Genomic DNA, 15261 nt, shown 5'->3' on the forward strand with positions numbered 1-15261 from the left:
GTAGTTGTTCTCTATCCAAAAAAATTATTCTTCTTCCGCTTCTTGCTGATCGAGTTTTTTCAACTCTTGTTTCAACAGAAGGTCGGCCTGCTCTTTTGCAGACACGTTGGATTGCTTGTCTTTGGAAACAGAAGGCGCTGTTGGAACAGGAATGCCTTCAGATTCATATTTAGCAACCAGGCCTTTGGCTTCTTTGGAAAGCTTTTCAGCCTTATCCGGATCGTCGTAGCCAGGAATGGTCATCAATTCTTCCACACTTGCAATCGCCACAGCCTGGAAGGAACCGAAGCCGGACTGGAAGATGTTTTGCGCCATCGTTTCGTTCATGCCCGGGATCAACATCAAATTAAAGATGGATTCCGCTGTGCGGGACGCCGCTGAAGATTCAGAAATGATATCCAGCTTCCAGCCAGTCAATTTCGCTGCCAGACGCACGTTTTGACCACGTTTACCGATAGCCAAAGACAATTGAGAGTCCGGAACAACGATTTCCATTTCGCGGTTGGCATCATCCAGGAACACGCGGGAGATTTCCGCAGGCGCCAAGGCGTTGCACGCGAAACGAGTGATATCCTCGTCCCAAGGAACGATGTCGATTTTCTCGCCACGAAGTTCCTGAACGATATTCTGAACACGGGAACCCTTCATACCCACGCAAGCCCCTACCGGGTCCACGGAGTTGTCTTTGGAACGAACCGCGATTTTCGCGCGCTGTCCTGGTTCACGAGCGGCTGCCATGATCTCGACAACACCGTCGTAGATCTCTGGAACTTCCATTTCAAAAAGTTTCATCAAATAACGTTCATCAGCGCGGGACATGATGATCTGAGGACCACGTGTCGTCTGACGAACTTCAGAAAGGTAACCCTGAATGCGATCGCCTGGCTTGTACTGTTCGCCCGGGATCTGCTCACGAGGCGGGATATAAGCCTCAGTGCGGCCCAAATCGACAACGATCGCGCCTTTTTCAACACGACGAGCGATACCGGAAGCGATTTCACCTTTGCGCTCTTCAAATTCGTTGAAGATGATGTTGCGTTCCGCATCACGCACTTTCTGCATGATGATTTGTTTTGCAGTCTGAGCAGCGATACGGCCCAGGTCGGAAGCTTCCAACTTGATACCGATAGAGTCATCCAGCTGCACATTTGGATCCAGCTTCTGAGCTTCGTCCAATGGAATTTCAACTTCTTCGTCGATGTATTTTTCGCGAGGAACAACCTCTTTGAACTCAAAAAGTTCAACTTCGCCAGTGTCTTCGTTGTAGGCCGCTTCGATTTCACGGTAAGTACCGTACTTCTTACGTGCAGCTACCAACATACCCTGAGTGATTGCATCGATAACAACTTGCTTGTCGATACCTTTGTCTTTTCCGACTTGATCAATCACCTTGGAAAGATCTGAAAACACATTTTCAGCCATGATTTTCCTCTCTCGTTACTTTTTCTGACCTTTAGTAAATTCAAAAACCAATTTTGCTCTGTCGATCATTGCGTAAGGGATTTTGATTTCAACATCCTTCACAACGAAGCGAACGCCCTGATCGTCAGCGGATTCCAAGACTTCTTCAACTGTCTTGGCATTCTTCCACTTCTTATCCTCGACACCCATGGTTTCCAACGGCTTCACAGTCTTGATATAGACTTTTTTGCCAACCACTTTCTGGAAATGCCAAGGCTGCTTTAGGTGACGATCCAACCCCGGAGTTGAAACTTCGAGATTGTACTCGCCCCCAGGGATCAGCTCTTCATCTGCATCCAGAATTTCACTCAAACCTCTGGAGACATTGGAGCAATCATCAATACTGATTGCTCCTTCTTCATTCTTATCAATAAACAAACGCAGTGTTCTGCCCTTGCCCATGCCAACGAATTCAACGTCGTATAGCAAACAACCTTGCGCGGTTGCCACGTCGCTGGCGATTTTTTCTATCTTTGCCATCCAAGCAGGAGACTGTGACATTTCTCTCAATCCTAAATACTATACGCCCCTTCAGGGCAATACTAATACGCCTTAACAAGCCCCTAAGAACCTGTCTCAGCTACCTCGTCGTACGTGTTGGGTTCGACTTTGTGGGAACTGCCCGGGCGGGGCCGGTACAAAAAAAAATGGGCCTGTAGGGCCCATTGAACGGATCTAAATTAGCAATAAAATCGAGAAAGTGCAAGGGTTTATCTCGACCTCGGCCTTGGGGGTCACCAGAGCTTAAGAAACTGAGTACAAAATCGCGGTCGCGCCGTCCTTATAGTAGCGAGGTCGCCTGCGAACCTCTCTAAATCCGAGTTTTTCATAAAGTTTTTGCGCCGACACGTTTTCTTCATGAACTTCCAGCCAAATAGATCGCCCCTGACCCTTTGCGGCAATCATGTGAGCCAGAAGCTTCTCCATATAGCCGCGGCGGCGGTGCTGGGGGTGCGTGGCCACCAGGGATATCTCCCAGACATCGGGAACTTCCCGATACAGCACAAAACCCGTCAAAGTCTCACCTTCAAAGACCCCGAGGGCCTCCGCCGTCGCCAGTTCGGCCCCTAAAAGATCGTTCGGCCAATAAAACTGCGGCAGCAGACCCTGCTCCTGATGAATGGCATCGACCAGAGAGCGCATGGCCGGTTTATGAGAACCCTTCAGAACTTCAATATGCATAGACTTATTCCGCCACAAAGTTGCGCACTTTGTACTTGCGCTTAATGACTTCAAACCAAGCACGAATGCGCTCTTCCAACTGCTGCTGGGCGAGGAAGGTCTTAATGTTTTCCTTGAAGCCCTCAAAAGGAGAGCTGCCGAACTTGGCGCGGTTGTTTTCGTAGTAAACCTGAGCCTCTTGATCCGTGATAATCCCGGTCATGGAGTTGGTTTTAAATTTCAGGAAACTTTTCGCTGCCAGCTTGCGTATCGTAAATTTCTTCACTTCCGCAGAGGTGGGCTCGATCTGCGCCCAATAAGCCCTGCCGGCCATGACTCGATCGATTTTGCTCAGCGCCTCTTGCACTTCCCCGTCCGGCACGGCCGCCACATTGAAGTTTTCTGCTTCCAGCGCCACCACCAGCTCCAACAAAACCTGAGTCACGGCTGAAGTGAATTCAGCCTGCCCGGGGCGCAGCTCTGGAATAGCCGCCTTGGCCTTATCTGCCGCTAGGGCATGGCCAATCGCTATGGAAATCTGAACTTCGCGACTGGTCACCACATAGTCCGACACCTGCCCGACTGTCTCTGTCACCAGAGTCGCCGCCGAAGCCGAGGTCGCCACAAAAATAAGCAATAGAACCAAGAAGCGCATAAAAAGACTATGCCCAAGGAAGCAGACGAAGTCCAGCTTGCGGTGCTGCCGCACCTCCAGCCTCCTCGGCGTAGCCGACGAAGTCCAGTCTCCGCGTCTGCCGACGCTGCGACATCCTGCGCGTCCGCGCAAGAAAACCCGAGAACTAAGGGCTTCGGAAGATGAGTTTTATCAAGGCGCAAGGAGGAAGGCGTGCTACCAGCACGTCGACGACGCAGCAACGCAGAGAAAGCTCATCTGCCGAAGCCCGCGAAAAAAACAACCCCCGCCTTGTTAGACGGGGGTTGAAACCACTGAGGAATTAATAATTAACTTAAGATCTATTAAATTAGAAATTTACGCGTCCGACAATAGACATTACGTAGTACTGCAGTTTTTCGATCGGATTACTGTACTGAGGTCCAGACATGAACGTGTTTTTCGCGTTCACACGGCTGGATAGATTCCACATGTAACGGAAATCCAAGCCCAAAGAATACTTCGGACTGAACTCAAGGTCCGCACCTACAATAGTACCCACATCAATCGCGTGAGAGTTTGCAGTTGTATCGTTCGTGTAGCCATAAACATTGTCGTTAGACCAAGAGAATGAACGGTAAGAGTAAGACACCAAACCACCGATAACAGGTCTGATGATACCGTTAAACAACTGAACCTTGGCTGCCAACTGACCGGAGTACTGATTCACGTCGATATTGTCCGGAATCCAGTAACCACCTGTGTTGTTGTACGGATAGTTGTAACCGTAACCACCACCAGTGTAGTAACCCTGACCTTCAACAGAATAGTTGGAGTACAGGAACGTACCTTCGATCACGAAGTTGTCGTATTTGTTACCGAAAGCCACACCCAAAGCGTAGTTCCCTTTAACATTGCTGACATCTGGATAGTCACCCACACCCAGAACACCGGCAACATACTTCGTTTCGATCGGAGCAATCGCCGCTTCTTCTTCCACTTTCATGGCAGCAGCCAGTTCTTCACGGATGATGTCGCGTGTGTTTTCTTTGGGTTCTTCCACCTGCTGAACTTGAACAGGCTGCGTATACACAGGCTGAACAACCTGTTGTTGCTGCACCTGTTGAACCTGTTGTTGTTCGTTCATTTGATTGAACTTATCACCGAACAAAACCGCAGCTCTTTTCTTTTCATCTTCCATACGGGAAGTTTCAAGCTTCTCTACGATTCTTTGTTCAGTTTGCAGTTCCGCATCCTGACGTGCACGGCGGATTTGTTCCGCGCGGGACTCTGTCAGAGGAGACGCCTCAATGATAGTTGTCGGCTGTTTTTGAATCTGCTGTTGCTGCAACTGCGCATTGGAAGTCGGTGTTGCCTGATTCAGAATATAAATAGGCTGGCCACTGACTGGCGCTGTGTTGGCAATACCGGCCTGAGCCGCAGGGGCTGCAGGAGCCTGTTGGCTTGAATACATTTGATCAAGCTCAGCATCAACATCGCTTTCAATACTCTGAGCCAGAGCAAAGGTCGGCGCGATGCTCAAGGCCGCAAGTATATAGAAATACTTTTTCATAGGGTCTCCTCGTAGTTCTGGTTATATAAAAACCTTTTAGTCACTGGTCGCATAGAGCAAGCCTGATGCCAACCCGGCCAAAATTCGGCCTTCCCGTCTAAGTCCTTGATATCCCCGCGCTCTTCGTCACCCCCCTGAAAAGCCTGCAAGGGGCCTGTGACAGGAATTGTGACAACTTCCAGTACGCTTTCTGAAATTCTTGCAAACCGGGATCATAATGCCCCCGACTGGGGATGAATTTGGTAAAACTTCACCTTATATATAAGGAGATCTCTGTGATCCGCTCTTTGTTACGCTCCTCTGTGGCTGTTCTTTCTCTTTGTGTGCTTACCGCGTGCAGCTCTGATTCAGGTGAGAATCTGACGACAGACCTGGAGCCTTCGAACTGTGAACTCACCGGAAACTCTTATGGGATCGTCGGTGGGCAGATTCTGGGCTCTGGAAATGAGCTGAGCGCTTCCACTGTTTTGATTATCAATGTAAATAAAAATGAAGAGCAGAGTATTTGCACGGGCACTTTGATTGCCAATGATAAAGTCCTGACTGCGGCTCACTGTGCGCCTTCTGACTCCAAGGCCATCGCCATTGCCTTCACGAACAATGCGGGCTGCGTGAATTCAGCCCCCAAAAGAACCCTTCGCTTTGTCGTCGATAAAGCCGTCAATGAAGACTACACCGAGTCCGGCTCTATTCATAATGCCACTTATGATATTGCCATCCTGAAGTTCAAAGGCGGTGTCCCCAAGGGTTATAAAATCCGCGGTCTGCCTTCTGCCAACTTCACTCCAGCCCCGACAGACACACTGGTCATGAGCGGTTACGGATCCACCCGGGAAAAGTCCGGTGACTCTGGAACTTTACGTTTCACGAAATCTTCCGCCTCTAACATCCTGGGTAATAGCTTCTACCTGGCCCGCGCCAACCGCACTGTCAGTGTAAGTAAAACGATTGTCGTCGAACAGCCACACACAGGGGTCTGCAGCGGCGATTCCGGCGGAGCCCTTTATGCCGAAACCAAAGAGGGCCTGACCTTGCTTGGCATCACATCCATGGGCGTGGACCACAAGGCGCTTAAAGACAGCGATATTCGTATTTGCCACGGGGTTGCGATCTATGTTGATGTTCGCGAAAACCTGGACTGGATTCGTGAAGAATCCGCCAAGCTGGATCGCTACCAATACTAGCACTGCATTTGAGAATTTACTTGGAGTACAAATAAAAAAAGCGACCCTTCCGGTCGCTTTTTGTTTTTTTGCACCAACTTCCGAGAAAGAGGAAGTTGGTGCGGGTGGAGGGACTTGAACCCCCATGCTTTCGCGGGAGATTTTGAGTCTCCTGTGTCTACCATTTCACCACACCCGCATGAGGAGTCTTTTGTAATGAGTTTGCGGTAAAGACTCAAGAGATTTCTTTAAAAAAAATTAAGAAAGGGGGAAAAAGTCCCCTCTCGACACAGTTTTGCTCGTTTTTTCAGCAAACTTTCATCCCGCCGCCGTGGACATATATTCATGGACGCTCTGGGCCTTCAGGTGTACACCCCACGATCTATGGCGCACTCTAAAAGCTCGTTTCAATCGTTCTCTCGTCTTTTTTCATACACCCAAAAGCACCGGCGCGATTTTTATCTGGGTACCTTGTTTTCATTTTTGAACAAGGCCTTCGATATCGCGCCGGAAATTTTAATTGGTATCGCCATCGATGTCGTGGCCAATCAGGAGAAATCCTTTCTGGCCCGCTTCGGTGTTGAGTCCCCGTGGCATCAACTGTTGCTGCTATCTGTGCTGACACTTCTGATCTGGATGTTTGAGTCGCTGTTTGAGTACTTGCTGCTTCTGAAATGGCGTGGACTGGCTCAATCCTTACAACATGAATTCCGCACCGAGGCTTATGAGCACTTGCAAAAGCTGGATATGTCGTTCTTTGAAGACCGCAGCACGGGCGGACTGGTTTCCATCTTAAACGATGACATCAACCAGTTGGAACGCTTCCTGAACGTGGGCATGAACAGTCTGATCCAGGTCTTTACGTCCGTCCTTTTGATTGGCGCGGTGTTCTTTGCCATGGCTCCGAACATCGCAGTCTTTGCCATTCTTCCGATCCCGATCATTCTGTGGGGAGCTTTTTATTTTCAAAAACGAGCCGCACCCTTGTATCTGGACGTGCGTGAAAAGGCCGGGAATATCGGCTCGCGCTTGGCAAACAATATCGCCGGCATGGCCACGATCCGCAGCTTCACTTCAGAACTGATTGAGGCCCGCAAGGTCGCGCAAGACAGCTCCAGCTACCTGCAAGCCAACAAAGAGGCCATCAAAGTTTCCTCCGCCTTCAATCCCCTGATTCGCATGGCGGTTCTGATGGGCTTTATTGCCACCTTTATCATGGGTGGACAGATGGCCTTAAAGGGCGAGTTGAATGTCGGATTCTATGGGGTTTTGGTTTTCCTGACACAACGTCTGCTGTGGCCGCTGACAGGATTGGCAGACACCGTCGATCTGTTTGAGCGTGCCATGGCATCGGCCGACCGTGTTCTGGATTTGCTAAAAACTCCGGTCCACTTGGAACTGGCGAAAGAACGAAGAAACTTTGATCATTCCCAAGGCATCGAATTCAAAGACTTGTCTTTTGCCTACAGCAACGGCCTGCCGATTCTGAAGGACGTGAATATCACCGTTCCCGCTGGGCAAACCGTGGCCATCGTGGGACCAACCGGCTCTGGAAAAAGTACGATCACAAAACTCTTGCTGGGATTCTATCAAGCCTCAGCCGGTCGTATTCTTTGTGGAGGTCAAGACGTTCAGGATTGCGATCCTCAGGATCTGCGCCGCCACATCGGCCTGGTCAGCCAGGATGTGTTCTTGTTCCAAGGATCCATTTTCGAGAATATCGCCTATGGAAATCCTCAGGCCACCCGTGATCAGGTCATTGAGGCCGCCCGCAAGGCCCATGCGATGGAATTTATCGAAAAACTTCCCCAGGGGCTGGACACGCTGATTGGCGAACGAGGACAGAAGCTGTCTGGCGGACAACGCCAGCGTCTTTCCATCGCGCGCGTCATTCTAAAGAACCCACCGATTCTGATTCTGGATGAAGCAACTTCGGCCGTGGACAACGAAACGGAAGCCGTGATTCAAGCCTCATTAGCCGAAGCCACCAAGGGGCGCACCACGATTGTCATCGCTCACCGCCTTTCAACTGTGACCCAGGCTGACAACATCTATGTTGTGGCTCAAGGTCAAGTTGTTGAAAGCGGCACCCATCAGCAGCTTCTGCAGGAAAGAAAGCTTTACTATCAACTGTGGAATGCACCGCTATAGGTGCATTCCTGTTCAGATCTCAGATTCAGATTTCAATGCGAGCCTGCTCTTCTGGCCAGATTCTTTCTTTCAAATCAAACCCGGTCGCTGTCTGAGTGATATCCTTGGGGATCTCCTTCAGAATACATTCACGCAAACCCCGGGAGAAATTCTGTCGCACTTTGCCCAAAAAAGCTGGCGGAGCAATCAGCACCAGATCCTGAAAGGCATTTTTCAAACGCGCCTCTTCCAAACGCGCAGCCACCTTCTTCGCAAACATCTCTGAAATTCGCTCTGGCGGAGACTGTTTTTTTGCAAGTCGTCCCCCATAAATATTAGAGCTCGGCATAAAACCGGGACGATCCGCATCTATATCAATCGCTTTCAGTCGTCCCCGAGGATTTTCCAGTTTTTCGACAAACTGTACATCCCCACCTTTATTGCCGCGGCGATCACTGACAAATATCTTCGCCTCACATCGGTTGACCACAACAATCCAAGTTTTCATGATTATCCTCTCTGCGAAGGGTTCTTCTTTTACTATATCGAACAATTCATCCTCTCAACAACATGACCCCTTACACAGGACTGTCACAAGACACTTTGAACTACCCTCTAAAAGAGCTGAAGATAAGGATGGACTTCTTTTCCCGGAGAATCTCATGCTCGATAAACTCACTCAAGATGACTTACTGAAACTCACCTCGGTCACCGAGGGCCCTTGCATTTCCATCTATATTCCCGGCATGCCGGAAAAAACGTTGCAGCTGGAGTATGAAACTCTGGTCCGCCGGGCCGCTCACCTGCTTTCTTTGGATCGTCGCAATGGTGACAAGGAACGGGTTCTGGGACCTCTGTATAATTTTAATCCCGCAGAACATTTGCAGCGTTCTGACTTTGGCATGGCTATTTTTGTTAACAAGCACTGGTCCGGTTTTTACCTGGCGGGCTACACCATGCCATCCAAAGTCGTCGTGGCGGAAACCTTTCATCTTCGCCCTTTGCTGCAGGATTTGCAGGGAGAAAGCAGCTGCCACATTCTGACCCTGTCACCCAGTGAAGCCATTTTGCTTCACTGCCACGGCGGAACCGGAACAGAACTTCACACCTTCTTGTTCCACCAAGGACAGCACAGCAACAGCATCCACTGGAAACATCTGGATGAAAGCGAGACCTCGCAGATCCCCCATTTAAAAAGTCATCTGCGGGGCCGCGGAACCGAGGACACACAATGTAAGAAACGTGGTTTAAAACTTTTCCTGCGCTGGATTGAAGCCAAGATCGGCAAAGAGCATGGTTTTAAGGAAATTCCCCTGCTGGTTTTCACCAGCGAAAACATGTTTCATGCCTACAAAGAAATCACTCACCACCCCAACCCCGTTTTGTTCAAACGAGAGCCCTCACGTAACAGCTATCGAACGGAAGGGCTGATCCACCAGGCGCAGATTTATCTGCAAAAGGAAAGCTCGCAGCAAAAGAATGTTTCAGCTCATGAGCTGGAGGGTTTGAACCGCCAGAAAAAAGTCATCGACGATCTGGTGAAAATCAGTCGCGCTGCCATGAATGGCAAAGTGCGCACCCTGTTTTTACAACATAACAGTGAAGTCTGGGGCGAACTGAATCGTCGAAGCGGTCACATCACCTTTCATGAAAAACAAACCAACGCAAAGGATGATGACGTCCTTGATGATATTGCCTGCGAGGTGATTCGCCACGGTGGTGAGGTGGTTGTCCTGGGGAAGGCCGACATGCCCAGCACCTCCCCGGCGGCCGCTATCTTAAATTCTTAAAGATCAGCCCTTGGCCCAATGAGGCCTGGGCTGTTTCGACCTTCTCAATTTTTAGGGCCTGCATATAGCCCAGCACCAGAGCCATGTTTGAGATGTCAGAAATTCGATAATCGCTGTGAATCTCACTGTCCTTCAGCCAGACACGCTTTTTCAGTGCCTCATTTAATTCGTCTTGTGTGAACTGAGAAGCCTCTTTGTTCACCTGACGTTGCACCGACATGGAAATCACACCTCCCACACCGACCCAGCGAGCCTGTGAGGCCTTCTTTTTGAAGTAGGCAGGCACATTCAAATAAGCATGATTCTTCGCCAACTGCAAAGCAGCTTCCCGCTGTAGCCCGATCGGATTGGGTGATGAATGACTTTTGGGATCCTTAAACTGCAGGATCTGCAAAATTTTATTCTTGAACGTCACCGATGCCAGATCTCCCTCGTAGATATGCACCCGGCCCTTGTCCCGGGAATACATCTGCATCGATCCGCCACCAATATCCCAGACAATCAGGTCACGAGTGTCTGAAATATTTTTCTGCGCCAAAGCTGACCAGTAACCCAGTTCCGCCTCTTGCTCTTGAGAAATGACCTCCACCGGAATCTGCAAATCCCGGGACAGGTTCCGAGCCATGGCTCTGCCGTTTTTTGCAACACGAAAAACGGAAGTCGCCACCGCCGTGATGCGCTTTACATTATAAGTCTTCACTTTTCCCAACAAAGCCTGAATACGAGGAGTTGCTTCACCAACAACTTTTTCAGGCAATGTTCCATCCGCAGATTTTTCCAAAGCTTCGTTGAACGCCAGGGGCAGTCGGTCTTCAAAAATAACCTTCACAATTTTCTTCTGACATGTATCCACCTCGGCCACATAGGCTTTGGTCGTTCCAGAGCCAAGGTCTAAGGCGGCTCGATTTTCCAGACAAGGCTGGGCCCAGGTTGTTGCAGAAAAAAGGGAAATCAGGACAAAGATCTTTTTCATGCCGTCATGCTAGCGGAAGACCTGTATTGGGGCAAGTTTCCTGTCATCAAGGGGCCAATTGCCTCTGAAAGTCTGTGAGAGAGCTTCTACGTGCGGAAAAACCTGGCACCAATAATGCTTCGAAAGTGTCTATGGATACCAAACCGACTTATCCATAACAAAGGAGAGTACACATGGAAACCACAACAGGTGAAATCAGAAAGAAAATGGGTGACATCAAAGAAAACGTCGCACACAGCCTTGAGAAAAGCGCCTGGAGCGACCGCTATCATGCCGTCGAATCCAGGGTCAAAGAGGGTGTTGATGCCTCTGAAGAATTTGTGAAGGCCCACCCTTTTTACACCATTCTGGGGGCTGCCGCTGTAGGCTTTGTGGCGGGAGCGCTGATCAATCGTAAGCACTAGCGTACCAAATCTTGAACAATGACAAATCGGTTGCAAAGACAGTGCATCCCTGGTCTTTGCAACCGCACCTAAGAACCGTACACCAGGAGAATGCTATGAAATGGCTTAGCTTGTTTCTTCCGTTTTTCCTTGGCCTGGGGTCCAAGCATGACAAACCCCGAAGAAACCTGAAGGAAACCGCACTGGAAATCTATGACGCTATCACCATCCGCAGCCGTGCCGCCGTGTTTTTGACCATGGCAGGTCTGTGTGCCATTGCATTTATATGCGGCGGTTTCTTTATCTTTCTGCTGGAATCAACAAAGCAGTATGACCGTGCTGGAATCATCATCTGGAATTCCACATTGATCAGCAGCGGACTGCTGGTTCTTCTGGCCCTTGCAGGACTGAGCTATGTGTACTTCATGGCTTGGCCCGGAGTGCAGGCTGCCCGGAATCGCCAGGAAGTCCGTGCAGAGGAACAGCGCCGTCAGCAAGAACATCCCGTGGGCTCACTGGAGCAGGCCTTCGCCGCGCTGGTCATGGACTTTGTCAAGGAGCGCGAGTTCAAGCGAGAACATCGCTCAACCCCACCGCCTCCATCCCAAGAACCTTCACGTCCTTATGCCTCACGTCCAGATCCGGAGGTCGCCAGCGAAACACCCACGAGCTATCATTGAAGCGAGCTGTGAAGTTTGCGATACAAGGTCTTGCGATCAATTCCCAAGTCACGGGAGCTCTTTTCACGGGCTCCCCGATTGGTTTTCAATACAAACGAAATATAAGCCTGATTCAGTTCTTCCAACGAAAGAAAGCGTCCCTGAGCCTGAAAGAGTCTTTCAAAAATGGACTCCAGGCTTTCATCTTTGTCCGGAATGTCCTCCAGAAAGATTTTAAGAGGAATCTCCGGCCCCGGACTGAGCACAACGGCACGTTCAATGCTATTTTCCAGCTCGCGCACATTTCCGCTCCAGGGTCGCGAAACAAGAAAATCCTCCACGTCCCTTCCCCAGTTTTTGGCCGGCATCTGATAGCGCTGTAAAAACTTGTCCAGAAAATGGCGCGCCAGGGGCAGAATATCCTCGGGCCGCTCGCGCAGCGGCGGCATTCTGATAGAGACCACCTTCAAACGGAAGTACAGGTCCTCGCGAAAGCGGCGCTCCTCCACATTTTCTTCAAGGTCATTGTGGGTTGCTGACACGATACGCAGATTCAGCGGGCGGTAATGATTTTCACCGACCCGTTTGACTTTCTTTTCCTGCAACACCCGCAAAAGTTTTGCCTGCAAGTGCAAATCCAGATCTCCGATTTCATCCAGGAATAAAGTTCCTCCGTCAGCTTCCTCAAACAGTCCCTGCCGCGAACAGTGCGCTCCGGTGAAGGCTCCCCGGGCATAACCGAACAGCTCGGACTCCAACAGCGGTTCCGGAATCGCCGAGCAGTTTATCGGCACAAATGTTTTCTTTTGCCGCGCACTCAGATCATGAATCAATCGTGCAATGACTTCTTTCCCCGTTCCACTTTCACCGGTGATCAGCACATTGGCCGAACTGGCGGCCACACGCCGGGCCATTTCCAACACTTCCAGGAACCGCGGGCTTTTGCCGATAATATGACTGGGAAGACTCACAGCGAACCTCGCTCTTCCCGTTGTGGTTCATGCCACTCACACCAGTTCTGCTCAGGAACAATCCGGCCCTCTTCAATAACTTCCAGGACCTCCACCATGGCCTTTCCCACACCGGCTGCGGAAGCCGGGTTCTGGCCGGTCACCAAACGTCCGCTTTTCACCACGTGGCCTGCGAACTTTGGCGAGGAGGTGTGATGGGCTCCCCTTTCCTGCAGGCGCGTTTGCAGCAGGAAGGGAACGGCTTTTTCCATGCCCACGGTTTCTTCCTCGTCGTTGGTGAAGCTCGAAACCTCATGTCCCTTCACCAGATAGCCCCCATCTGAAAGGCGCACGTTCACCAGAGCGGCGGATCCGTGGCAGACGGCGCCCACGACGCCGTTGTTTTCGTATATTTCCTGAGTCAGCTTTTGCAACTGCAGGTTCTCTGGAAAATCAAACATGGTACCGTGTCCTCCGGCGAAATAGATCGCACAGTAGTCTTTGGCGCTGACCTGCCAGGGCTGCAAAGTGTTTTCAATTTTGCTTAAGAACTCTTCGTCATTCATCCACGTGGCATTCAAAGGATCATCCATTTTCACGCCGTCCAGAGGCACCTTGCCACCACGGGGACTGATGGTGTCCACCTCGTAGCCCGCTCTGACAAACTCGTCATAGGGATGTGTGATTTCAGAAAGGTAGGCGCCCGTGCGATGACCGGTGTCTCCGAGTTGTTCCGTACTGGTCAGAACAAAAAGAACTTTATGGCTCTTCATGGTGGGTTCTCCTTCACTGGCTTCTATCCTCTCTGAGACCTCCGCGGAACTCCAGAATCCCTCGCGCCGAGTGCAAATCAACAGCAGATCAAACTGGACGAAAAACCCTATTCCTTACCCGGCAAAAACCTTCTGTAAATCCGCAGAGAAGATCGCCTGATGCAAAATGTTCTGGTGCCAAGGTCCAGTTGCGGGTCTCAGACAGTAAAGTCAGAAAGTCGAATCTCCGATGCAGAAGGATGCACTTCCAAGGAGACACCCATGCGCCATTGCATCCTAACCTTGATCGCCAGCCTGTTCTTTATCGCCCCAGCCTTCGCCGAACCTCGCCCCGCTGATGTGGACCTTAGCAAATACGACTATGTGGACCCGAAAAAAGAAATTCCCACTGTTCCATTGGAAAAGGCTCTGCGCTATTACGATGTCTATCTTTCCAAGATCACCAACAAGAACTACCTGACCGTGATTGACTTCACCCAAAGCTCCAACAGCAAGCGCATGTATGTGGTGGATATGAAAACAGGTCTGGTGACTCGTTATCTGACGGCCCATGGCAAGGGCTCAGATCCTTCCCACACCGGTTTTGCGAAAAAGTTTTCCAATGTGGAGGGGTCCAACATGTCCTCTCTCGGGATGTACGTGACCGGTGCGGAATACAGTGGTAAACATGGACGCTCGATGCGCCTGATCGGCCTGGAAAAAACCAACGACCAGGCCATGAATCGCGCCATCGTGGTGCATGGCGCCTGGTACGTCGATCCTCAGTACAAACCACTGGGGCGCAGTCAGGGTTGCCCGGCTGTTGAGCAAAAACACATTAATACGGTTGTCAGCCAGCTTAAAGGTGGCAGCGTGTATTACATCTGGGCGGGACAGCCCTAAGAAAGAGTTTTCGTGGAGCTACTGTACAAGGACGAATATTTTATCGCCGTCAACAAACCCAGTGGCTTTCATGTGCACCCTCACGAAAACCCAGAGCATCGTGTTTCCCGCGATAAAATCTGTCTGTACCATGCCCGTCGGATGATGAAGCAACACGTTTACCCGGTGCACCGCCTGGATGCGGGGACCAGTGGTGTGTTGCTTTTTGCACTCTCCTCCCCGGCTGCCGGACAACTGTGCAAGCTGTTCTCGGAAAGAGCCACCCATAAAACCTACCAGGCCGTCGTCCGTGGTTATGTCAAAGAGGCCGACGACATTCAAATCCCTTTGGAACTGGATTCCACTGGTGACCTTGTCGAAGCTCACTCCAGCTATAAGCGCCTGGCCACGGTGGAATTCCCCGTTGCCGTCGGGAAAAAATTTCCAACAGCCCGTTACTCCTGGGTGGAAGTCACCCCTCACACCGGCCGCTATCATCAGATCCGTCGACATTTTAACCGCATCTCCCACCCTCTTTTAGGGGATGCCGTGCATGGGGATTCTCATCACAACCGCTTCTTCCGCACGGAGTTAGGGGTGGAAGGCCTGTGCTTGAAGGCTCTTCGGCTGGAGTTCACTCACCCCTGGAGTGGTGAAAAAGTCTCTATTGAGGCCCCCCCTTGCGAGAAATGGAAGAAAATTCAATTTCTCTTTGATCCTGAGCAGCCCCTGAAAGACAAACTGAAATCCCTTTGACCTCCTCGGTGGACG

Annotated in this window: 16 protein-coding genes and 1 tRNA gene; 7 read left to right on the forward strand and 10 right to left on the reverse strand. The window is 50.6% G+C overall.

The features are described from left to right. Nucleotides 1-24: 24 nt before the first annotated feature. From nusA to ACZ5ZV_RS12260, 5 genes are all read right to left on the reverse strand, one after another. Nucleotides 25-1422, reverse strand: a complete 1398-nt coding sequence (nusA, locus tag ACZ5ZV_RS12240) for a transcription termination factor NusA (protein ID WP_464117282.1) — start codon at nucleotides 1420-1422, stop codon at nucleotides 25-27. 15 nt (nucleotides 1423-1437) lie between these two features. Next, complete coding sequence (locus tag ACZ5ZV_RS12245; protein ID WP_464117283.1) at nucleotides 1438-1962, reverse strand: ribosome maturation factor RimP; 525 nt, start codon at nucleotides 1960-1962, stop codon at nucleotides 1438-1440. Nucleotides 1963-2205: 243 nt separating this feature from the next. Further along, complete coding sequence (locus ACZ5ZV_RS12250) at nucleotides 2206-2643, reverse strand: GNAT family N-acetyltransferase (RefSeq protein WP_464117284.1); 438 nt, start codon at nucleotides 2641-2643, stop codon at nucleotides 2206-2208. A 4-nt stretch (nucleotides 2644-2647) separates the two neighbouring features. Further along, complete coding sequence (locus tag ACZ5ZV_RS12255) at nucleotides 2648-3331, reverse strand: hypothetical protein (protein WP_464117285.1); 684 nt, start codon at nucleotides 3329-3331, stop codon at nucleotides 2648-2650. A gap of 274 nt (nucleotides 3332-3605) precedes the next feature. Further along, entirely contained in the window at nucleotides 3606-4808 is a 1203-nt protein-coding gene (locus tag ACZ5ZV_RS12260; protein ID WP_464117286.1) for a porin family protein, read from the reverse strand. 275 nt (nucleotides 4809-5083) lie between these two features. Here ACZ5ZV_RS12260 and ACZ5ZV_RS12265 point away from each other — a divergent pair, with 275 nt between their 5' ends. Beyond that, a complete protein-coding gene (locus ACZ5ZV_RS12265) occupies nucleotides 5084-5992 on the forward strand; it encodes a S1 family peptidase (RefSeq protein WP_464117287.1) in 909 nt (302 codons plus the stop codon). A 96-nt stretch (nucleotides 5993-6088) separates the two neighbouring features. Here ACZ5ZV_RS12265 and ACZ5ZV_RS12270 read toward each other — a convergent pair. Then, nucleotides 6089-6170 (reverse strand) — tRNA-Leu (locus ACZ5ZV_RS12270). Nucleotides 6171-6355: 185 nt separating this feature from the next. Between ACZ5ZV_RS12270 and ACZ5ZV_RS12275 the strand changes: the two genes are divergently transcribed. Then, nucleotides 6356-8122: an ABC transporter ATP-binding protein gene (locus tag ACZ5ZV_RS12275; protein ID WP_464121415.1), complete on the forward strand. Its 1767-nt coding sequence runs from the start codon at nucleotides 6356-6358 to the stop codon at nucleotides 8120-8122. 25 nt (nucleotides 8123-8147) lie between these two features. Here ACZ5ZV_RS12275 and ACZ5ZV_RS12280 read toward each other — a convergent pair whose 3' ends face one another. Continuing rightward, nucleotides 8148-8609, reverse strand: a complete 462-nt coding sequence (locus ACZ5ZV_RS12280) for a host attachment protein (protein ID WP_464117288.1) — start codon at nucleotides 8607-8609, stop codon at nucleotides 8148-8150. A gap of 154 nt (nucleotides 8610-8763) precedes the next feature. Between ACZ5ZV_RS12280 and ACZ5ZV_RS12285 the strand changes: the two genes are divergently transcribed. After that, nucleotides 8764-9891, forward strand: coding sequence for a baeRF3 domain-containing protein (locus ACZ5ZV_RS12285; protein WP_464117289.1), 1128 nt, complete (start codon nucleotides 8764-8766; stop codon nucleotides 9889-9891). Here ACZ5ZV_RS12285 and ACZ5ZV_RS12290 read toward each other — a convergent pair. Next, nucleotides 9875-10864 carry a Ppx/GppA phosphatase family protein gene (locus ACZ5ZV_RS12290; RefSeq protein ID WP_464117290.1) on the reverse strand — a complete coding sequence of 330 codons (990 nt, stop codon included), beginning with the start codon at nucleotides 10862-10864 and terminating at the stop codon, nucleotides 9875-9877. The genes ACZ5ZV_RS12285 and ACZ5ZV_RS12290 overlap by 17 nt on opposite strands. Nucleotides 10865-11037: 173 nt before the next feature. Here ACZ5ZV_RS12290 and ACZ5ZV_RS12295 point away from each other — a divergent pair, with 173 nt between their 5' ends. After that, a complete protein-coding gene (locus tag ACZ5ZV_RS12295) occupies nucleotides 11038-11268 on the forward strand; it encodes a glycine zipper domain-containing protein (protein ID WP_464117291.1) in 231 nt (76 codons plus the stop codon). A 95-nt stretch (nucleotides 11269-11363) separates the two neighbouring features. Beyond that, nucleotides 11364-11927, forward strand: a complete 564-nt coding sequence (locus tag ACZ5ZV_RS12300; protein ID WP_464117293.1) for a hypothetical protein — start codon at nucleotides 11364-11366, stop codon at nucleotides 11925-11927. On the opposite strand, the gene ACZ5ZV_RS12305 is transcribed toward ACZ5ZV_RS12300, so the two are convergent. Together ACZ5ZV_RS12305 and ACZ5ZV_RS12310 are read right to left on the reverse strand one after the other, a co-directional pair. Then, nucleotides 11921-12877: a sigma-54 interaction domain-containing protein gene (locus tag ACZ5ZV_RS12305; RefSeq protein ID WP_464117294.1), complete on the reverse strand. Its 957-nt coding sequence runs from the start codon at nucleotides 12875-12877 to the stop codon at nucleotides 11921-11923. The genes ACZ5ZV_RS12300 and ACZ5ZV_RS12305 overlap by 7 nt on opposite strands. Then, nucleotides 12874-13629, reverse strand: a complete 756-nt coding sequence (locus ACZ5ZV_RS12310) for a type 1 glutamine amidotransferase domain-containing protein (protein ID WP_464117296.1) — start codon at nucleotides 13627-13629, stop codon at nucleotides 12874-12876. Before ACZ5ZV_RS12310 ends, ACZ5ZV_RS12305 begins: the two co-directional genes overlap by 4 nt. A 261-nt stretch (nucleotides 13630-13890) precedes the next feature. Between ACZ5ZV_RS12310 and ACZ5ZV_RS12315 the strand changes: the two genes are divergently transcribed. Then, on the forward strand, nucleotides 13891-14511 hold the full coding sequence (locus ACZ5ZV_RS12315) for a murein L,D-transpeptidase catalytic domain family protein (protein ID WP_464117298.1): 621 nt from the start codon (nucleotides 13891-13893) through the stop codon (nucleotides 14509-14511). Nucleotides 14512-14523: 12 nt separating this feature from the next. Beyond that, nucleotides 14524-15246, forward strand: coding sequence for a pseudouridine synthase (locus ACZ5ZV_RS12320; protein ID WP_464117300.1), 723 nt, complete (start codon nucleotides 14524-14526; stop codon nucleotides 15244-15246). Nucleotides 15247-15261: the final 15 nt, after the last annotated feature.

Source organism: Bdellovibrio sp. HAGR004 (assembly GCF_055397015.1).

Bases quoted from the DNA above. Each gene is read 5' to 3' on its own strand.
- nusA (WP_464117282.1), bottom strand. From the start codon at position 1,422: ATGGCTGAAAATGTGTTTTCAGATCTTTCCAAGGTGATTGATCAAGTC.
- ACZ5ZV_RS12245 (WP_464117283.1), bottom strand. From the start codon at position 1,962: ATGTCACAGTCTCCTGCTTGGATGGCAAAGATAGAAAAAATCGCCAGC.
- ACZ5ZV_RS12250 (WP_464117284.1), bottom strand. From the start codon at position 2,643: ATGCATATTGAAGTTCTGAAGGGTTCTCATAAACCGGCCATGCGCTCT.
- ACZ5ZV_RS12260 (WP_464117286.1), bottom strand. From the start codon at position 4,808: ATGAAAAAGTATTTCTATATACTTGCGGCCTTGAGCATCGCGCCGACC.
- ACZ5ZV_RS12275 (WP_464121415.1), top strand. From the start codon at position 6,356: ATGGCGCACTCTAAAAGCTCGTTTCAATCGTTCTCTCGTCTTTTTTCA.
- ACZ5ZV_RS12280 (WP_464117288.1), bottom strand. From the start codon at position 8,609: ATGAAAACTTGGATTGTTGTGGTCAACCGATGTGAGGCGAAGATATTT.
- ACZ5ZV_RS12285 (WP_464117289.1), top strand. From the start codon at position 8,764: ATGCTCGATAAACTCACTCAAGATGACTTACTGAAACTCACCTCGGTC.
- ACZ5ZV_RS12290 (WP_464117290.1), bottom strand. From the start codon at position 10,864: ATGAAAAAGATCTTTGTCCTGATTTCCCTTTTTTCTGCAACAACCTGG.
- ACZ5ZV_RS12295 (WP_464117291.1), top strand. From the start codon at position 11,038: ATGGAAACCACAACAGGTGAAATCAGAAAGAAAATGGGTGACATCAAA.
- ACZ5ZV_RS12300 (WP_464117293.1), top strand. From the start codon at position 11,364: ATGAAATGGCTTAGCTTGTTTCTTCCGTTTTTCCTTGGCCTGGGGTCC.
- ACZ5ZV_RS12310 (WP_464117296.1), bottom strand. From the start codon at position 13,629: ATGAAGAGCCATAAAGTTCTTTTTGTTCTGACCAGTACGGAACAACTC.
- ACZ5ZV_RS12315 (WP_464117298.1), top strand. From the start codon at position 13,891: ATGCGCCATTGCATCCTAACCTTGATCGCCAGCCTGTTCTTTATCGCC.